Raw genomic sequence first — 17,421 nt, forward strand, 5'->3', positions numbered from 1 at the left:
ATTTTTAGACAACCAAGTTATTGGAGCACTACATGAATAATTTTATTAAGGCCACATCACTACAAGGAATGGACTCACTTGTTACGCACCTAGGCGGTGACATAACACAAATAATGACGCAGTTTGGCCTTAACATTCCCTTCAATAAACTAGCGCAGCAATACATGCCCTATAGCACTTACGCCGAACTACTTGAGCATTGTGCACATACACTCAACTGCCCAAGCTTTGGGCTGCAACTGGCCAATAAGCAAAGCTTTGAAATACTTGGCCCTATTGCTATTGCAGCAAAAAGTAGCACTAATTTAGGTGATGCGCTTAGCTGGGTTATTAAATATTTGCACCTACACACCCCAGCTTTAAGTTTGACTATTCATCCGCTAGAAGCTGATAAAACGCTCTTTTTATCGTTTCAAATAAACTTAAACCCATTACCTAAAACAACTCAAGTGCTCGAACTAACTATCGGCCTTGCCATGGGCGTAATAAAAAAATTAAGTAATAACGCCTGTAAACCACAAGCCGTATTCTTGCCCCAAAAACAGCCCATTAATACCCGCGCATATAACACTTACTTTGGTTGCAAAGTCACACAAAATAGAAATAGTGCCGGTATTGTTATTCTAAAAACCGATTTAGCGTTAATGGTTGCACAACCTCAATACGATAAAGTACCTGCCGCACTGCAATTTTTAGCTCAAAGTAAACAGCATAATCAATCCCTTCCCACCCAAGTAAGCGCGTTAATTAGGCCTATGCTGCCAATATACCAATGCACCAACGAGATCATAGCTAAAGCGCTGGGTATGCACCCTAGAACATTGCACAGAGAACTGAGTAAACACAATACAAGCTTTGTAAAACTAAAAGACTCAACCCGACGTTCATTAGCTGCGCACTATTTGGCGCAAAACCATTACAGTATTTCAACCATCTCAGAGCTATTAGGCTATCAAGAACAAGCGACCCTTAGTGCCAGTGTAAAACGTTGGTTTGGGTATTCTCCGCGAGCATACAGATCTAAAAAAATGATAAACTCAAATAAACATTATTCTAAGGAGTGAGTATGAACTTTGTAATTGTAGGTACTAATTTTATAAGCGACACATTACTTGACGCCGCAAATACCCTAGCCGATTTTAATTTATATGGCGTTTGTTCACGCGCGCTTTCAAGCGGTGAAGCTTTTTTAGCAAAACACCCAAAAAATAGCCAAGCAAAAATATTTACCCATATTGAACAAGTTTGCCAAGACGAACAGGTTGATGCAGTTTACATAGCCGCCCCCAATAGCTTACACAAACAATATGCAGTTATGTGCTTAAACGCTGGTAAACATGTACTCGGTGAAAAGCCATCGGCAGCCAATAGCCAAGAACTAAACAATATAATCGCCGCCGCTAAGCTAAACCAGTGCTTGTACATGGAAGCCATGATGACAACGCACTTGCCTAACTTTACATTATTAAAAAATGCACTTTCTAAAATAGGCACTCCCAGAAAATTTATAGGGCAATATAGCCAGTACTCTTCGCGCTACGATAAATATAAAAATGGCGAACGCCCTAATACCTTTTTACCTGAATTTGCTAACGGTGCCTTGGTCGATTTAGGCATATATCCGCTTTACTTGTTAATAGCGCTTTGGGGCGCACCGCAAAATGTAAATGCCAGTGGCGTATTACTCGATACTGGGGTTGACGGTGCTGGCGACGTGCTGCTTAATTATTCAGACAAGCAAGCCGTTATTAGCTACTCAAAAATTTCGCAAGGTGACAACATAACCGAAATACAGGGTGAATTGGGCAGAATTCGTATTGAAGCCGTATCGCAACTCAAAAAAGTAGAGTTTATTGCTCACAATGGCGAATCAGAAATCTTATCAGAAGAATTTGATGAGCATTTTATGAAATTTGAAGTTGCTCATTTTATGCAGTTAGTAGCAAAAAATCAGTGGGAGTCTAATGTAAACACCTTCGCGCTGTCACTAGATGTTATGAATGTACTTGACGAAGCTCGCAAACAGTTAGGCGTGATTTACCCTAACGATAAAACAGATTAATTTAGACCTCGACTGGTGTAAGTTGTATATGGGCGTTAACCAACGACAGTTAACGCCCATGGGGAAATGCAAATCACTATACCAACTGCACACTTGTTACCTACGCACATTAAAGTAACGATCCCCATCCGTGGGCAATCAATTTGATATAATGACCTAAAGTATTTACCAATTCCTAACTGATAATAGATCGACTACTTAATCCTAATCAGAAAACAGCCATTACAATCTTAACAGCATAAATTTAAACTAACATAAAAAAACGTGACCAATCAAGCTGGCCAATTGTGTAATTTTAAACTAAATTGGTATTACACAAATTAAACCAGCCAACAATGTTGTTTTATAACCAAATGATGGTGCTAGAATTTTGACAAATTAGTGGGGTTTGGGGTAACCTTGTTGGTTAACAAATGTTATAAATTTTTAGACCTAAATGGTCAATATTCCTTAGGGTATGAAGGTACAATATGGGTAATCGTCGCTTATTTTGGCGCATTGTTGATAAAATAGAGTCTTTAATAAATCAAGGCGAATTTACTGCTGGGAGTCGTTTACCCCCTGAGCGTGAACTTGCAGAAATGTTTGACGTAAGTCGCCCAACAATTCGAGAAGCAATTATTGCATTAGAAGTACGTGGCCGGGTTGAGGTTAAAACCGGTTCAGGTGTGTATGTTGTTGAGCAAAAAAATGCCTCTATAAAATCAAAAGAGATCAGCGCATTTGAACTAACACAAGCCCGTGCGCTTATTGAAGGTGAAATTGCAGCACTGGCGGCTCAAAGCATTACAGAAGAAGAACTCGAGCAGCTAAATCAAACGCTAATAGCAATGGAAAAAGGCCTCTACGTAGAACAGGCTGACCGCGAATTTCATGAGATTATCGCCAAAGCAACACGTAATAAAGCACTTGAGTTTGCTGTTTCTAACTTGTGGGATTTACGATTAAAAAACCCGCAAATTGTTGCCGATTACAGCAGCGTTTGTACTAACAATAACGAATGCGTAATGGATGAGCACACCGCGATTTATACTGCACTAAAAGCGCATGACGCCAGTGCCGCTCGTACTGCCATGCATAAACACTTTAACCGCTTAATTAATGCATTATTTGATGCAGTAGAAGCCCGCGCACTTGAAGAAATAAAGCGTAAAAATGACGAAAAACGCGGCCTGTACTCGTTAGACGGCTTAGTTAACAAAAACGCTCATTAAGTTTAAACATACTAGCAAATGCCTGTTTGCTAGTATGTTGCCTTTCATTAAATCCTACTCTAAACAGCCACACTTATTTTTTAATCGCAAACACTTACCAATCGGACTAAAAGCAGATATTATCCCGCCACAAAATACAGCTATAGCATCTCAAACAGGGTAAGTTTACTAATCCCTATTAACAGTGCTTTACATTAGGGACGACAATGCAATCAAGTACCAAAGATTTCATATTAGCAATTGTTTGCTTATTAATTGCCATGATGACCATTCAATCGGGTGCGTCGTTTGCAAAGCAACTATTCCCTATTGTTGGCCCTGAAGGGACAACCGCGCTTAGGCTTGGTTTTTCTGCACTTATATTATGTTTAGTATTTAAACCATGGAAACATATACCCGCCAGAGGAAACCGCTTAGCTATTGTGGTTTATGGTTTAAGCTTAGGTGGAATGAACATTTTATTTTACTACGCAATTGAGCGTATCCCCTTAGGCATTGGTGTCGCACTAGAATTCACAGGCCCCCTCGCCGTTGCCTTGTTTTCTTCACGCCGTAAACGCGATTTATTTTGGGTTGCGTGTGCCATTGCCGGTATATTACTTTTACTACCCGATATGAGCGGTAAAGACAGCCTAGATCCGGTTGGTGTTATTTTAGCCTTAGCAGCGGGTGCCTGTTGGGCAGGCTATATATTGTTTGGAAAAAAAACCGGAATGCAAAGCTCAGGTGGTGCAACGGTTGCCCTAGGTATGACAGTCGCAGCTATAGTGCTTGTGCCCTACGGAGGCATAATGCAAGCAAGCGCATTCGCATGGGAAGTTATTCCACTGGGAATTGGTATTGCAGTTTTATCTAGCGCGTTACCCTACACGTTAGAAATGGTTGCACTGCGTAATATGCCTTCTCAGGGCTTTAGCATCATGATGAGCCTTGAACCTGCCATTGCATCACTTGCTGCGTTTGTTATTTTGGGCGAGCTACTAACAATATGGCAGTGGTTAGCAATTTTATTAGTAATTATTGCCTCGGCAGGAAGCTCCTTCTCTGGCGAGTCAAAAAAGTAGCCTAAACCGAAAAGCCATCAACTAAGATGGCTTTTTTGTTAAACTAAATGTGCTTTTTGTTTTCCCTTTTAGCAGAAAAAATAAAACCTAATAACGCAATAAGCGGCATAGCAGCTGCAAATAAGGCAATACTTTCCCACCCACCAAATTCATATAATGGGCTAGCAATTAACGAACCAATAGCCCCGCCCAAAAATATACTGGTCATATAAATGGCGTTTAGCCGAGCGCGGCTTTGTGGTTCAAGTGAGTATATTACCCGTTGACCAAGTACCATATTAGCTTGCACTGCAAAATCAATAAATACACCCGTTAGCGCCAATATAATAACGCCGTTTGGTAAATCAAATAAGCTAGGTAAAAAGCACACCACCGCAATAACTTTAGCTAATAACGACATTTCGTAGGTATAGCCTTTGTCAGCTAAGCGCCCAACAATAGGCGCTGCAACGGCCCCCGCGGCACCAACTAAAGCAAACAATGCTATTTGCGTTTGCGAAAAACCATATTCTCGGGCTAGTACAACGGGCACTGTGGTCCAAAACACGCTAAACGACGCAAACATTAACCCTTGATAAAACGCGCGTTGACGAAGCACAGGTTGGCTCAATAACAACGACTTCAGTGACCTCAATAACGCAAAGTAGCTTGTTTTATGCGTTGGCAACCTTGTGGGTATAACAAAGTAAATAACCAAGGAGATAAACACCATGCACCCCGCAGCAAAAAAGAACACGGCACGCCAGCCAAAGTGATCAGCAATTAGGCTGGCCACAGGTCTTGCTAGCAAAATACCTAGCAAAAGCCCCGCCATAATATTGCCCAAAACTTGCCCACGCTTTTCGTCTGACGATAAATGTGCCGCCAACGGAATAAGTACCTGCACCGATACCGAGCTTGCCCCCACCAGCAAACACAAAATCAACATGGCGTTTGGTGTTTGAACAACTCCCACTCCAATTAAGCTAAAAAATGTAATAGACAGGGTAATCAACATTAACCGTTTATTTTCTACTAAGTCGGCTAGCGGCACTAAAAAAAATAACCCAATGGCATAGCCAATTTGGGTTAACGACACAATAAAACTAGCACTGTGTGCACTTAATCCAACATCGGGGGCTAACAATTCTATAATAGGCTGCGCATAGTAAATATTGGCAACAATTAACCCACAACACAGCGCAACAACGCTCACAAGAGCTCTGCTTATTTGTACAGGCTCGGCGCTTAATTTAGACATGGCATTCTCAAAATAAATAAAATAAAACCTCAAGCAACTGAGGTTGGCTATTAAGTCACTTTATGGGCGACGGCTTTCCATGTGGGCTTGAGCGTAAATATTGTTTAGGCGCAATTACTGTGGCCCCAAGTTCAGCGGCAGCATGCCATGGCCAGTGTGGGTTGTATAAAATTCCTCTCGCTAATGCGACTGCATCGGCTTGTTGCTCTTTTAAAATATTTTCTGCCTGTTGCGCTTCGGTAATTAAACCCACCGCAATAACCGGCATACTAACCGCTTTTTTTATTGCCGTAGCGAAAGGAATTTGAAAGCCAGGCTCAACAGGAATTTGCTGTAAAGGGCTTAAACCTGCGGTACTTACATGAATAAAATCGCACCCTGCGTCATCTAGCGCTTGAGCAAGTGTAATACTTTGTTGTAGATCCCAACCATCCTCAACCCAATCAGTCGCTGAGATGCGAATACCGACTGGTTTACTAGGGTTAAACTCAGTGCGCACGGCGTTAAATACCTCCATTACAATTCGCATTCTATTGGTGAGGCTACCGCCGTATTCATCGTCACGCTTATTTGTAATTGGCGACAAAAACTGGTGTAGCAAATACCCATGTGCACCATGTAATTCAATTAGATCTAGGCCTAGCTCGTCGGCGCGTTTGGCTGCACTTGCAAAATCAGCAATTAATTGGCCTATATCCGCTTTACTCATTGCAACAGGTACAAACGAATGCTCATCGTAAGCCAATGCAGATGGCGCAATAGTTTGCCACCCATTTTCATCGCTTGGTGAAATGGCGCCGGCGTTTTCCCACGGTTTACAGGTTGACGCTTTGCGTCCGGCATGAGCCAGCTGTATTCCTATGGGCATATCGCTGTATTGCCTAACCGCGTTTAAACTTTTGCCAAGTGCACGCTGAGTATCTGTATTCCAAAGCCCTAAATCGCCATAACTTATTCGCCCCTCGGGGCTAACAGCCGTCGCCTCTAAAATTAGCAGCCCTGCACCACTTAAACCCATTTGCCCTAAATGAATAGTATGCCAATCTGTAGCTTCTCCATTAATTGCTGAATATTGACACATAGGCGCAATAATAATGCGATTAGGGAGGGTAAGTTCACCAATGGTTAACGGTGAAAAAAGTTGGCTCATAACAAGTCCTTGATGAATGCACAGTAAAAATCAAATTGAATGTACGAACAAGCCCCCCTATTCGCCCATTAAACTCAATAAAAACCTTTGTTTAAAAGTAGATTATGGGGAGTAACAATAATTTTTAAATAACCAAAACACACAAAAATTAAGATTCATAACTTAAAAAACCAAAAAAACACAAAAAATTAACATTATTAAAAACACGCAAATCTAACGAACATGCATAGCTATTCACACACTCAATACAAGTAAAACAGTTCAAAAAACGTACCTATAGTAGGTATGCATTATAAAGTAAGAGCTTAAATCATCATCCATTAACTGAAAAACACAACTTTAACCCTTTTTTATTCTAAAAAACTGAATTTTAATTCAATTTATTCATTCCCAGATCTAATTGTGACTGATAATATATTCCATGTACTTTACTTATGTTAAATCTTTGAACTAGGGATCATTTTTATGTTTAAACCAAGCCTGTTGACCTTGGCTATGTCGGGCGCGCTTACTAGCGCTTTTTTACTCCCAAATGCAGCACTTGCTCAAGAGCAAGAAACCGCAAAAGACAAATCACTTGAAGTTATTGAAGTAACTGCAACACGACGTAGCGGCTCAGTGCAAAACGCACCACTTAATATTACAGCGCTTGATGCCGACATAATGAAAGATCAAAACATCAGCGAGCTTGCCGACGTAGCACGCTGGGTACCTGGTTTAACAATTACCGATCAAGGTGGTCGCTCTGGATCACCTATTATTGTGCGTGGTTTAAATACAAACTCATCTGGCCCATCGTCAGACGGTGGCACAGTAGCTACTTATATTAATGAAATCCCAGTTGCTATTGATATGCGCCTAGTTGATGTAGAGCGCGTAGAGGTCCTTATTGGGCCACAAGGTACACTTTATGGTGCGGGCACATTAGGGGGTGCCATTCGTTACATGCTTAAAGAGCCTGAGCTTGATTTCACATCAGTTGAAGTATTTGGCAATGTATCGCAAACACAAGAAAGCGACTCTATTGGCGGCGAAGGTGGATTCATCTTCAACCTACCATTAATTGAAGATAAACTTGCCGTTCGTGCGAGTTTAAACGTATACGAAGACCCAGGGTTTATTGACTACGGCTACGTAGTACGTGAGCCAGGCGTATCGTTACCCGATCCAGACTGGACCGATAGCTCAGCAGTTAACAACAACCTTAAAAATGTAGAAGACGCTAACGGTGAATCAACCACTACAGGGCGTATTTCTGTTCGCTTTAAACCAAGCGAAACATTTGAAGGCACACTTAACTACTTTTACCAAAACCAAGACAGCGAAGGTCGTTCAATTGTTCATTACAACACATTAAGTGCTGATAATGGCCTTAGCAACATCGTTGGTAAATACGAATCAGCGTACCGCTACGAAGAACCGCGTGAAAAAGAAAACCAATTACTAAGTTTAGAGCTAAAAGCAGACCTAGGTTTTGCTGAATTAGTATCGGCAACCGGTATTTCAAACTTTGATGCCGACGGCCAACGTGACCAAACCGATTTACTTATTCGTCTTGATTACGGTTATGAAGAATTTCCTGCATTCTCATCGTTCACGCGTGAGCTTGAAGAGCAAGACACATTCACACAAGAAATACGTTTAGTATCGCAAAACGACAGCGACATTAACTGGATTGTAGGTGGCTTTTACAACAAAATTGAAAGCGATGCGTCTAGCCAAGAGTACACACCGGGCTTTGGTGATTTTGCAGTAGAAAACTTTGGTGCAGATCAATCTCGCCCAGACCAACTTGAATACTATTCAGTTGATCGCGTTGAAATAACAGAGTCAGCTTTATTTGGTGAAATTGGTTACCAAGTTACCGACAAGCTTGATATTACCGTTGGCGCTCGTTTTTACAAATACGATGTTGAGTCTGAGTCAGCGGTCGACTTTCCATTATTCAATACCTTATTTGGCGGCGCAGGCCCAGACGACGTAACACTTAACTTTGAACAAAATGAAGCAAGCGACAACGGCAGCCTATTTAAATTTAACGCCAAGTATCAATTTACTAATTCAGTAATGGGTTACGCAACAATAAGTGAAGGCTTCAGAATTGGTGGTTCAAATGGTTTAGCACCTTGTCCTGATCCATTACCAGCTAACCAAGCGGGTTGTGGTAACCCAAGTGAAATGCTTTACGATGCAGATACAACAACTAACTACGAGCTTGGTTTTAAAAGCACATGGTTAAGAAGCCGTTTACACTTTAACGCCGCATTATTTAATATAGATTGGGACGATGCACAAGTTGCCGGTGCAACTGAGGTAGGTCAACTACCGTACCTGTCTAATGCGGGTTCAGCCAATGCGAAAGGTATTGAAATATCGTCGCGTGCAATTTTATCTGACTCATTCTCTGTGTATTCTACATATGCATACACAAAAGCAGAGTTAACATCTGACGCACCGTTCTTATTTAATTCAGACGGCACAGATGGTGCAGAAGATGGCGACCGTTTACCAGGCTCGTCTGAGCACCAGTTTTCAATGGGTGTAAACTATCAAACCGATGTGTTTAACGACAAAACGCTTGATATTAACTACGGTATTACCGCACAAAGCGATGTAATTTCTCGTGTTGGTTTACGCGACAATGGTGAAACTTTACCGGGTTATAGCTTAAGTAATATTTCGGCTAAACTAACCGCCGATGAGTGGTCAGCGACCGTTTACGTAGACAACGTATTTAATAAATACGCCGTTACGTCTGTTCGCCGTTCAGATGCCGATATTACCTCAGCAAATAGAACTGATATACAACGTAACTATGGTTACTTTATCAATCGTCCATTAACGGTAGGCATTAAATTTAATTATAAGTTTGAAATATAATTAACCGTTAAGTTTAAGTACAATCAAAAGGCTCAAATTTATTTGGGCCTTTTTTCTTTATTAACGCGTAACTAAACAATACAAATAAAAAATGCAGCCAAATTTAAAACAACTCCATCAAAGCGCTATTAAATATTTAAACGAAGGCAAAGTACAACTTGCCCACAAAAGCTTAGTAGAACTGGTTTCGCAAAAACCTGACTTTGCCGACGGCTATTTTTTACTGGCAATGGTTAACTTGCAAGTTGGGCAAATTTATAAAGCCATCAAGCTAATCGAAAAAGCCTTAACGCTTGGCTCTAGCATTGAATACACTGCACAACTGGCAAAATGTTATGCACTTACAGGTGAGTTAAAAAAAGCAAAAAATGTAGCGCTGTCAGTACCCTCAGCACAAATAAAAAAAGCACTCGACGCCGACACCTTAGGCGTTGCCCTCACGCAAGCAGGCCTGCACGAACACGCCTTAAATTATTTTGACTGTGCACTCACTTTAGCCAATGCCAAACAACAACCTCAACCCCAGTTTTATTACAACTTTGCAGTAAGCGCCAAGTTTTTGGGCCTATTTGAAAAAGCACACACCGCGTTTGAACATGCCATTGCTATTAATCCGCTTCATTATCAAAGCCACTTTGCACTCAGTGATTTAACTAAAGTAACAAAGCAAAAAAATAATATTACGCGGTTAAAGCAAGTGTTTGAGCAGGTTTCACACCCTGATGCCAAATTACACATAGGCCACGCACTAGCAAAAGAATACCAAGACATTGGCGCATTTTCTGACGCCTTTACCGCGTTACAACAAGGTAAAACAGCAAAGTATGCGCTTACCCCGTTTGATAACGCATCGTCAAACGCATTGTTTGAACATATAAAACAACTCAGTGCCGAACACAAAAACCAACAAGTAAACGGCAACCCCACTGCTGAGCCTATTTTTGTATTAGGTATGCCCCGCTCTGGCACCACATTAGTTGAGAGAATATTATCGAGCCATAGCGACGTGCAATCGGCTGGTGAACTACAAGACTTCGGTCTAAGTGTAAAAAGGTTAGGCAACACACCCACACCAAACGTGCTCGACATACAAACACTCACTAAAGCGTATGAACTTGATTTTAATCAGCTTGGCTCAACATATTTAAACGCCACCCGCGTTACTACTGGCAGCCATAAACATTTTATAGATAAACTCCCGTTTAACTTTTTTTATATCGACTTAATCACTAAAGCACTGCCAAACGCTAAAATTATTTGTATGCTGCGCGATCCAATGGACACCTGTATTGGTAACTACCGCCAGCTATTTACTATTAACAACCCTTACTACGCGTATTCACTCGATTTACTCGACACCGCTAAATTTTATAGCCGCTTTTACTCACTCATGCAGCACTTCAGCTCCCTGCACAGCAATATTAAAATTGTAAAATACGAAGAATTAGTTGCACAGCCCGAACAGCAAATAAAAGAGTTAGTCAGCTTTTGTGATTTAGCGTGGCAAGAACAATGTATAGACTTTCACTTAAACACCGCACCGGTGTCAACTGCCAGTAAAATGCAGGTGCGCCAACCACTTAACAACAAAGCAATTGGCCGTTGGAAGGCATTTAGGCCCCATACTGATGAGGCTCAAAAATACCTTTTAGAGCGAGGAATTACGTTGCAATAGCCATTAATTATGCATTGCTTTAGTAAAAGTGAATTTATAAGCCAAAGTTAAAGCTTAGGTTTATATATTCATAACACAATAAACTTTCCAGCTTTAACTAGAGAGTTTTTATATATTGCAAAAGAGAGTATTTAACTTGGCTTTTTAGATTGAACCTTTCTTATTTGAGAAATAGCTTCCATTAAAAAAGCCGTATTAAGCCCTACAATTATTAACCCATTAACAGCCGTTAAACTGCCAAGCAGCCGCCATTGAGTGCCCAACACAACATCGCCATAACCAAGTGTTGTAAAGGTAACAACCGAAAAGTAAAGAGCGGGCTCTAGTTCACTAAATACATCAAAAATTAAAAATATAGCAGCCCATAACCACGCACTCGCCGTTAAGCCTCCAACGAGCCAAATTACCATCGCCGTTACCACAAAAATCATTTTTAAGGTTTTTGAGCCTTTTAATAACCAGTCGCTAATATTGGCCAACACTTTTGATAAAACACCAATAAACATTGCTTGTATAAGCACCGTGCCACAAATAACAAACGTTCCTATAATTAGCTGTATGAGCATTTTAATCCCACTGCATAAATCCTTATATTTTAAATAACATTATACATAAAACTAACAACAAGGTAGGCACCTGTAATAACTAAAATAAAGTATTTTCACTCTCGGTATTAAACAGTTTATTACCACTATTAGTGCCTGCTAAAACTAAAAAAGCCCATGAAAACCAAAGCATAAAAATATTTAATTGAATAAAAAAGTGAAAAAATCAAAGTGAAAGGGGGGGCGGTACCCTTAATAATCGCCAAATCGCGAAGCAACCGCTGGTAAGGCAGTAAAAATATAAACGCGGGGCTTAAATCATCAATGATATAAAAATTACGGAAAAGTCATACCTGTACTTGCTTTAACTCACATTTAATTCAATTCTCATTAAGCTCGATAGATAAGATTTAGTCTGCAAAGTGCCATTTCCGGCCGTTCGTGACGCCGGTTACAACCTTGTTAAGTGAATTAAAGCTGATTGTCTTGCCAGTAAGAGCTGCAATGCAAAGGTAATTCAATAGGATGCTTTTCACCACTTTCACGATAAAGCTTAAGCCTTTCTTTAAATGAGATTAATTCTCCACCATTAAATGATGAGGTGTCGTAAAATTGTCGTCCTTTATTGATGAAATCTAAAGTAATTTCGTATTGGAAACGCCACCATAAAAGCAACGCTCCTACTTCGGTAATTGTACTTCTTTTTAGGTAAACCCACGCTGACGCTCTAACATCTCTTTCTGCCATCAGGCTGTATGGGTTGTTAAATCCTGCGAGCTTGTCGATTATCATATACACCTAACAATTTACTGGTGCGCTCATCGCGCATATTTCTGCCGACGCCACACTCATTTATCTACCTTATATAGTTTTAACAAATAACCTAAGGTATTACTATAGCTGAGTTTTCTATAACTTTAAGTAAAGTTAAATGAAACAAAATACGCGTGACGCTTGTTCGCTTGAATATATGCGCGAACAACACAGTTAACAAATCAATTAACTGTTATAATTAAGCCAACCTCAATGACCGGTTATCGCTCATAGCTGCCCTTAATAACCATTCAAACATGATCAAATTTTAAAGCTTTGCCTTAAACTAGGCACACACGTCGATGGAACCTATCGCTCATTCAAAACACTTAATTTAGTTAGCTTGGGCGCCCCACCACAACGCTTATTTACTTTTGTGTCGGTTCAACTGCCAATAATGTCGATTCAGATAAACATTAATGAAGCTGGTTAAAAAACTCGCTAAATTTCTTATCAACAAAACGCCAAATACCTATTTATTGATAAGGAATACAGTCATGAACATTATTACAAAAACAGTTATAGCACTGAGTTTAGCAAGCCACTTTAGTGCGTATGCCATTGACCTGCGAGTCGACAACATTCGTTTATACCAAAGTAGTTCGCAAAGCTTTTCTGCGCCGAGTTCGCTTTATATTGACGATGGTAAAATAGTAAGTATTACTAAAGCGACCGACCCACAACAAAATGCCGACAATACTATTAATGCCAACAACCAATATGCAATACCCGGTTTAATTGATTTACATGTACATTTGGGCTCATCGGGCAGTAACTTTACTGAGTTTCAGTATTTGCCGGTTAGGTCGCACTTTAATTCTAATTTGTATTTAGGCGTAACTAATATTGTTGATTTGTTTTCGTTTGAACAAACCCTAAACGAAGCCGCTCAATTAAAAGCAACCCAACTAACCCCTAACCTTTTTTATGCAGGTACTTTGTTTACCAACCCTGGCGGACATGGCACGCAGTTTGGCGGCCAAGCATACGAAATTGCAAAAGATGAAGACATAGCAGCGCTGTGGCAAAAACATATAAGCACTAATCCACATGTAACTAAAGCGGTTATTGAAACCTTTGGCGGTGTAGGTAAATCGTTAACTGATAGCCAACTGGCTGAGCTAGGTAAGCGCTCTAAAGCCGCTAATTTACCGTATTTTGTGCATGTTTCTACACTAAATGATGGTAAACGCGCAATTAAGGCCGGTGCAACGGCTTTAGCGCACGGTATTAATAGCGAAGCGATTGACGATGAATTTATTACGCTAATGAAACAGCATGATGTAACCTACATACCTACCCTTGCGGTGTACCACAATCATAGCGATGAAAAGCATAACCACACTATTAGCTCACAAAGCGAGTTACTAAAAACCATTCCTGAAAAGCTTCAAGGGTGTTTGTTTGAAAAGGTGCCTGCACCTTCAAAGTGGAAAGAGCACGCGTGGGATGAGCGTAAAACCGCTTATGCAAATATACAAAAGCTACATAAAGCTAATATTACTATTGGCACAGGCTCTGATGCCGGAAACCCCTACACGCTGCACGGTACTGGGTTACACAACGAGTTAGATGCACTTAAAAAAGCGGGTCTTACTAATGGTGAAATAATTAATGCGGCTACTGTTAACGGCGCAAAGGCTATTAATAAAGCCAGTAGTATTGGCAAGCTTGCTAAAGGCTTTGAGGCAAGCTTTGTACTGCTTAAGCAAAACCCGCTTGATGATATAAACCACATTCACACTATCTCAGAGGTTTATAAATCAGGTATACAAGTAGACCGCCCAGCACTTATTACTCAAAACAAAGCCATAAAGCCACAAGGTCCCGCTTGTAATGAAGTAATAAAAAGCAGCCAAGCGCAGCATGTTATTGATGATTTTACCGGTGATACACCATGGCAAGCCTTAAGCGATTCAGTAATGGGTGGTCAATCTGTTGCAGCGCTTACAACGAATAAAAATAGCTTAACCATTGATACAACCATTACAAAGCCTACCAGCTTTGGTGCATGGGCGGGCGCTGAAATTAAGTTTTCGTCACCAGCTGATGCCTCAGCATTTAAAGGTATTCGCTTAACCTATAAAGGCTCAACTACACCTTTTGCTATGTCTGTTTATCATAGTGATGTAAAAGATTGGGATCACTTTAGTGTACTTTTAAAACCACGCGATGAGTGGACCACGCTTGATATACCTTTCACTAAATTTAAACAGTTTGGGTTTGGTAGCCCCGTTACGTGGTCGGCAACAGAATTAACTGGAGTTAACTTAATGTGGCGTAAAATGCCAGGCGCAAGCAACGAGCCGTTAAAAAACACATTACAAATCAAAGAGCTAACTTACTTTTAAATAAGTAACAGTCAAAACACAAACTCTTTGGGTTTTGACTGTTTTTTGTTATGGTTTAATCACTTACAAAAAGAAGCACCTATTATGCTCAAACATCCTTTTTACAAATACAGCTTTTTTATTCTACTAATTGTTGATATTGCTTACGCCCTTGGGCTGATAATTGCTAACTCTGCGCCCTTAACAGGCGGCAGTGCACTCGCTGCAACCGTGTGGTTTATTACTTTTTATTGGGTTCCGGTATGGAGTGCGGCAGCCGTTATTTTTTACCTGCGCAATAAGCACATTAATAAAACAGCACTTGAATGGTTAATTGCCGTTGTATTTATGGCCCTCGGTAATGTGCTTACCGATGTATTACTGACACTGCTTTTTGATGGGCATAAATCAATGGGGATATTTGTTGTATTTAACGGCTTACTTTGGGGCTCGTGTATTTACCTTACCAGTATTTTTATTGAAAGCAAAAAACGCGTAACAGCCGAAAAACATGCGCTTAAACAAGCCCAACTTGCTACATTGCGATACCAGCTAAACCCTCACTTTATGTTTAATAGCTTAAATACAATTTCCGCTTACATACACACAAAACCCGATTTAGCCGATGAAGTACTGCATGAACTGGCTGATATTTTAAGGTACTCGCTTGATACCGCAGAGCAACAGCAAATACCTTTACAGCAAGAGCTTACCATAATAGAAAAGTACCTAAATATTGAAAAAGCACGCTTTGGCGATAAGCTTAAGGTTAATTACCACATTCCCAATACCCTTAAAAACAAAACGCTACCACCGCTACTTATTCAACCTATTATTGAAAATGCAATTAAGCACAATGCTAAACAAACCTCACTCACACTTAATATTACCCTGAGTGAAATGTCTAACGGGGTAAAAATTGTGATAAGCGACAACGGAAAAGGCTTTACTGACGATGTATTAAAATGTGGCTACGGAAAAGGTATAGGGATGAAAAACATTATGTTACGCGTTAATCAACTTGGACAAAGTAAAGTATTGCTCAGTAATGATAATGGTGCTGTTGTTACGCTGGAGCTAGCGTTATGAACAATATAAATCTGCCAAATAAAACGACTAAAATGCGCATACTGTTTGCCGATGACGAGCTCCCTGCTCGCGAAAAATTAAGCCATCAATTAAGTTTAATGGAGCATGTTGACGTGGTAGGCATAGCCACAAATGGCAAAGAGGCCATTGCATTAATTAATGAGCTGACTCCTGATGTGGTATTGCTTGATATTCAAATGCCTGAAATTAATGGCCTTGAACTTATTGATTTACTTAACTACCAACCCATTATTATTTACACCACCGCGTACGACCAATTTGCGATTGAAGCATTTGAGCACGCCTCAACTGACTATTTACTCAAACCTTTTCCAATTGCACGATTAAAAAAAGCGTTAGCCAAAGCGCAGCAGCAATTAGAGCAACAACGAGCGCACACTCATGTAACTAGCTGCGAAGGTGAACCCGCTTTTACACTCACCGAAAGTTCATTAAACAAGCTGGTTAGTAAAAGTGGCGAGCGCATATTTTTGCTTTCCCCAAGCGACATTAAATTTATTAAATCAGAGCAAGGAAATAGCTTAGCGTGGAATGGAGAAACGTTTAATCATTTGAGCGACACGCTCGATCAGCTTGAACACGCCCTAGCCGCGCACAACTTTGTGCGTATTCATCGCAGCTATTTGGTTAATATTGACCATATAAAAGAAATACAGCGCTGGTTTAACGGCAAATTGATGGTGATTGTAAATGATGATGTAAAATCGGAGCTTAGCACCAGCAGAGCCGGTGCCGATAAGCTAAAACAATTACTGCATATTTAGGCTTATTTTAAAGTTAGCTACTGATCATTACTTGAGTAAACACTTAAAATAGGAAATTTATATTCAGCAAACGAGACAGTTACCGACTGCGTTTCGTTACCCTTAAAACTTAATTTAAAAGGTTGAGGAGGTAGTCGCGTTCCATCAGCGAACAAAGCCAGTAAGTGGTCTTCGTTAAGCTCACGATTACCCGCCGATAAATTAGTGAGTGTTATTACTGCCCAGCGTTCACCCTCGTTATTACTCATTAATATGTAATTTAAAACATTGAAGTCGCCTTTTTTAGGCGTAATGTTAGCATCGTTTGGAAATGCTAAATGCAAGCTATTAGGTATGGCTCTGTCTACGTTAATTACGTTCTCAGTATTTGCCAATACCGAAGACGACAGTATAACCAACATTAAAATCCATGCTTTAATCATATTAATAACCTCCTTCAAGCGTACTTATTGACGTTTGTATAGTCTACATAGTTAAGCATACTCTCAGCATTTACCTATTATGTAAACATACACAACAAATTCAATAATGCTCACTAAGCGCTCATTCAGCGTTGCTTGTGTAACCTTAGCTT

14 protein-coding genes are annotated in these 17,421 nt (G+C 40.3%); 9 read left to right on the top strand and 5 right to left on the bottom strand.

From position 1 onward, the window contains the following. Positions 1-32: 32 nt before the first annotated feature. The 4 genes from ATS76_RS17075 (at position 33) to ATS76_RS17090 (ending at position 4,340) form a co-directional block, all read left to right on the top strand. Positions 33-1,064, top strand: coding sequence for an AraC family transcriptional regulator (locus ATS76_RS17075; protein ID WP_058553037.1), 1,032 nt, complete (start codon positions 33-35; stop codon positions 1,062-1,064). A 2-nt stretch (positions 1,065-1,066) separates the two neighbouring features. Further along, positions 1,067-2,062, top strand: coding sequence for a Gfo/Idh/MocA family protein (locus ATS76_RS17080; RefSeq protein ID WP_058553038.1), 996 nt, complete (start codon positions 1,067-1,069; stop codon positions 2,060-2,062). A 470-nt stretch (positions 2,063-2,532) separates the two neighbouring features. After that, positions 2,533-3,276 carry a FadR/GntR family transcriptional regulator gene (locus tag ATS76_RS17085; RefSeq protein WP_058404589.1) on the top strand — a complete coding sequence of 248 codons (744 nt, stop codon included), beginning with the start codon at positions 2,533-2,535 and terminating at the stop codon, positions 3,274-3,276. A 206-nt stretch (positions 3,277-3,482) separates the two neighbouring features. After that, entirely contained in the window at positions 3,483-4,340 is an 858-nt protein-coding gene (locus tag ATS76_RS17090; protein WP_058553039.1) for an EamA family transporter, read from the top strand. 43 nt (positions 4,341-4,383) lie between these two features. Here ATS76_RS17090 and ATS76_RS17095 read toward each other — a convergent pair whose 3' ends face one another. Beyond that, the gene (locus ATS76_RS17095) at positions 4,384-5,580 is read right to left on the bottom strand and encodes an MFS transporter (protein WP_058553040.1); all 1,197 of its coding nucleotides are present in this window, start codon (positions 5,578-5,580) and stop codon (positions 4,384-4,386) included. A 55-nt stretch (positions 5,581-5,635) separates the two neighbouring features. After that, entirely contained in the window at positions 5,636-6,730 is a 1,095-nt protein-coding gene (locus ATS76_RS17100; RefSeq protein ID WP_058553041.1) for an NADH:flavin oxidoreductase/NADH oxidase, read from the bottom strand. A 465-nt stretch (positions 6,731-7,195) separates the two neighbouring features. Here ATS76_RS17100 and ATS76_RS17105 point away from each other — a divergent pair, with 465 nt between their 5' ends. Continuing rightward, positions 7,196-9,610 (top strand): TonB-dependent receptor, encoded by a 2,415-nt coding sequence (locus ATS76_RS17105; RefSeq protein WP_058553042.1) that lies wholly within the window; start codon positions 7,196-7,198, stop codon positions 9,608-9,610. 91 nt (positions 9,611-9,701) lie between these two features. Next, complete coding sequence (locus ATS76_RS17110; protein ID WP_058553043.1) at positions 9,702-11,285, top strand: tetratricopeptide repeat-containing sulfotransferase family protein; 1,584 nt, start codon at positions 9,702-9,704, stop codon at positions 11,283-11,285. A gap of 131 nt (positions 11,286-11,416) precedes the next feature. Here ATS76_RS17110 and ATS76_RS17115 read toward each other — a convergent pair whose 3' ends face one another. Together ATS76_RS17115 and ATS76_RS17120 are read right to left on the bottom strand one after the other, a co-directional pair. Continuing rightward, a complete protein-coding gene (locus tag ATS76_RS17115; RefSeq protein ID WP_058553044.1) occupies positions 11,417-11,851 on the bottom strand; it encodes a potassium channel family protein in 435 nt (144 codons plus the stop codon). Positions 11,852-12,301: 450 nt separating this feature from the next. Further along, entirely contained in the window at positions 12,302-12,622 is a 321-nt protein-coding gene (locus ATS76_RS17120) for a hypothetical protein (protein WP_058553045.1), read from the bottom strand. 518 nt (positions 12,623-13,140) lie between these two features. Between ATS76_RS17120 and ATS76_RS17125 the strand changes: the two genes are divergently transcribed. Genes ATS76_RS17125 through ATS76_RS17135 form a run of 3 tightly spaced genes read left to right on the top strand, consistent with a single transcriptional unit; the run spans position 13,141 to position 16,847 of the window. After that, complete coding sequence (locus tag ATS76_RS17125; protein WP_058553046.1) at positions 13,141-14,994, top strand: CIA30 family protein; 1,854 nt, start codon at positions 13,141-13,143, stop codon at positions 14,992-14,994. Positions 14,995-15,021: 27 nt separating this feature from the next. After that, on the top strand, positions 15,022-16,062 hold the full coding sequence (locus ATS76_RS17130; protein ID WP_010556810.1) for a sensor histidine kinase: 1,041 nt from the start codon (positions 15,022-15,024) through the stop codon (positions 16,060-16,062). Beyond that, entirely contained in the window at positions 16,059-16,847 is a 789-nt protein-coding gene (locus tag ATS76_RS17135; RefSeq protein ID WP_058553047.1) for a LytR/AlgR family response regulator transcription factor, read from the top strand. Before ATS76_RS17130 ends, ATS76_RS17135 begins: the two co-directional genes overlap by 4 nt. A 17-nt stretch (positions 16,848-16,864) precedes the next feature. Here ATS76_RS17135 and ATS76_RS17140 read toward each other — a convergent pair whose 3' ends face one another. Next, positions 16,865-17,269, bottom strand: a complete 405-nt coding sequence (locus ATS76_RS17140) for a hypothetical protein (RefSeq protein WP_058553048.1) — start codon at positions 17,267-17,269, stop codon at positions 16,865-16,867. Between the last annotated feature and the right edge of the window lie 152 nt (positions 17,270-17,421).

Origin of the sequence: Pseudoalteromonas sp. 10-33, assembly GCF_001469195.1 — a bacterium.
Classification (GTDB): domain Bacteria; phylum Pseudomonadota; class Gammaproteobacteria; order Enterobacterales; family Alteromonadaceae; genus Pseudoalteromonas.

Bases quoted from the DNA above. Each gene is read 5' to 3' on its own strand.
- ATS76_RS17095 (WP_058553040.1), bottom strand. From the start codon at position 5,580: ATGTCTAAATTAAGCGCCGAGCCTGTACAAATAAGCAGAGCTCTTGTG.
- ATS76_RS17110 (WP_058553043.1), top strand. From the start codon at position 9,702: ATGCAGCCAAATTTAAAACAACTCCATCAAAGCGCTATTAAATATTTA.
- ATS76_RS17125 (WP_058553046.1), top strand. From the start codon at position 13,141: ATGAACATTATTACAAAAACAGTTATAGCACTGAGTTTAGCAAGCCAC.
- ATS76_RS17085 (WP_058404589.1), top strand. From the start codon at position 2,533: ATGGGTAATCGTCGCTTATTTTGGCGCATTGTTGATAAAATAGAGTCT.
- ATS76_RS17135 (WP_058553047.1), top strand. From the start codon at position 16,059: ATGAACAATATAAATCTGCCAAATAAAACGACTAAAATGCGCATACTG.
- ATS76_RS17080 (WP_058553038.1), top strand. From the start codon at position 1,067: ATGAACTTTGTAATTGTAGGTACTAATTTTATAAGCGACACATTACTT.
- ATS76_RS17105 (WP_058553042.1), top strand. From the start codon at position 7,196: ATGTTTAAACCAAGCCTGTTGACCTTGGCTATGTCGGGCGCGCTTACT.
- ATS76_RS17075 (WP_058553037.1), top strand. From the start codon at position 33: ATGAATAATTTTATTAAGGCCACATCACTACAAGGAATGGACTCACTT.
- ATS76_RS17100 (WP_058553041.1), bottom strand. From the start codon at position 6,730: ATGAGCCAACTTTTTTCACCGTTAACCATTGGTGAACTTACCCTCCCT.
- ATS76_RS17140 (WP_058553048.1), bottom strand. From the start codon at position 17,269: ATGATTAAAGCATGGATTTTAATGTTGGTTATACTGTCGTCTTCGGTA.
- ATS76_RS17090 (WP_058553039.1), top strand. From the start codon at position 3,483: ATGCAATCAAGTACCAAAGATTTCATATTAGCAATTGTTTGCTTATTA.
- ATS76_RS17120 (WP_058553045.1), bottom strand. From the start codon at position 12,622: ATGATAATCGACAAGCTCGCAGGATTTAACAACCCATACAGCCTGATG.
- ATS76_RS17115 (WP_058553044.1), bottom strand. From the start codon at position 11,851: ATGCTCATACAGCTAATTATAGGAACGTTTGTTATTTGTGGCACGGTG.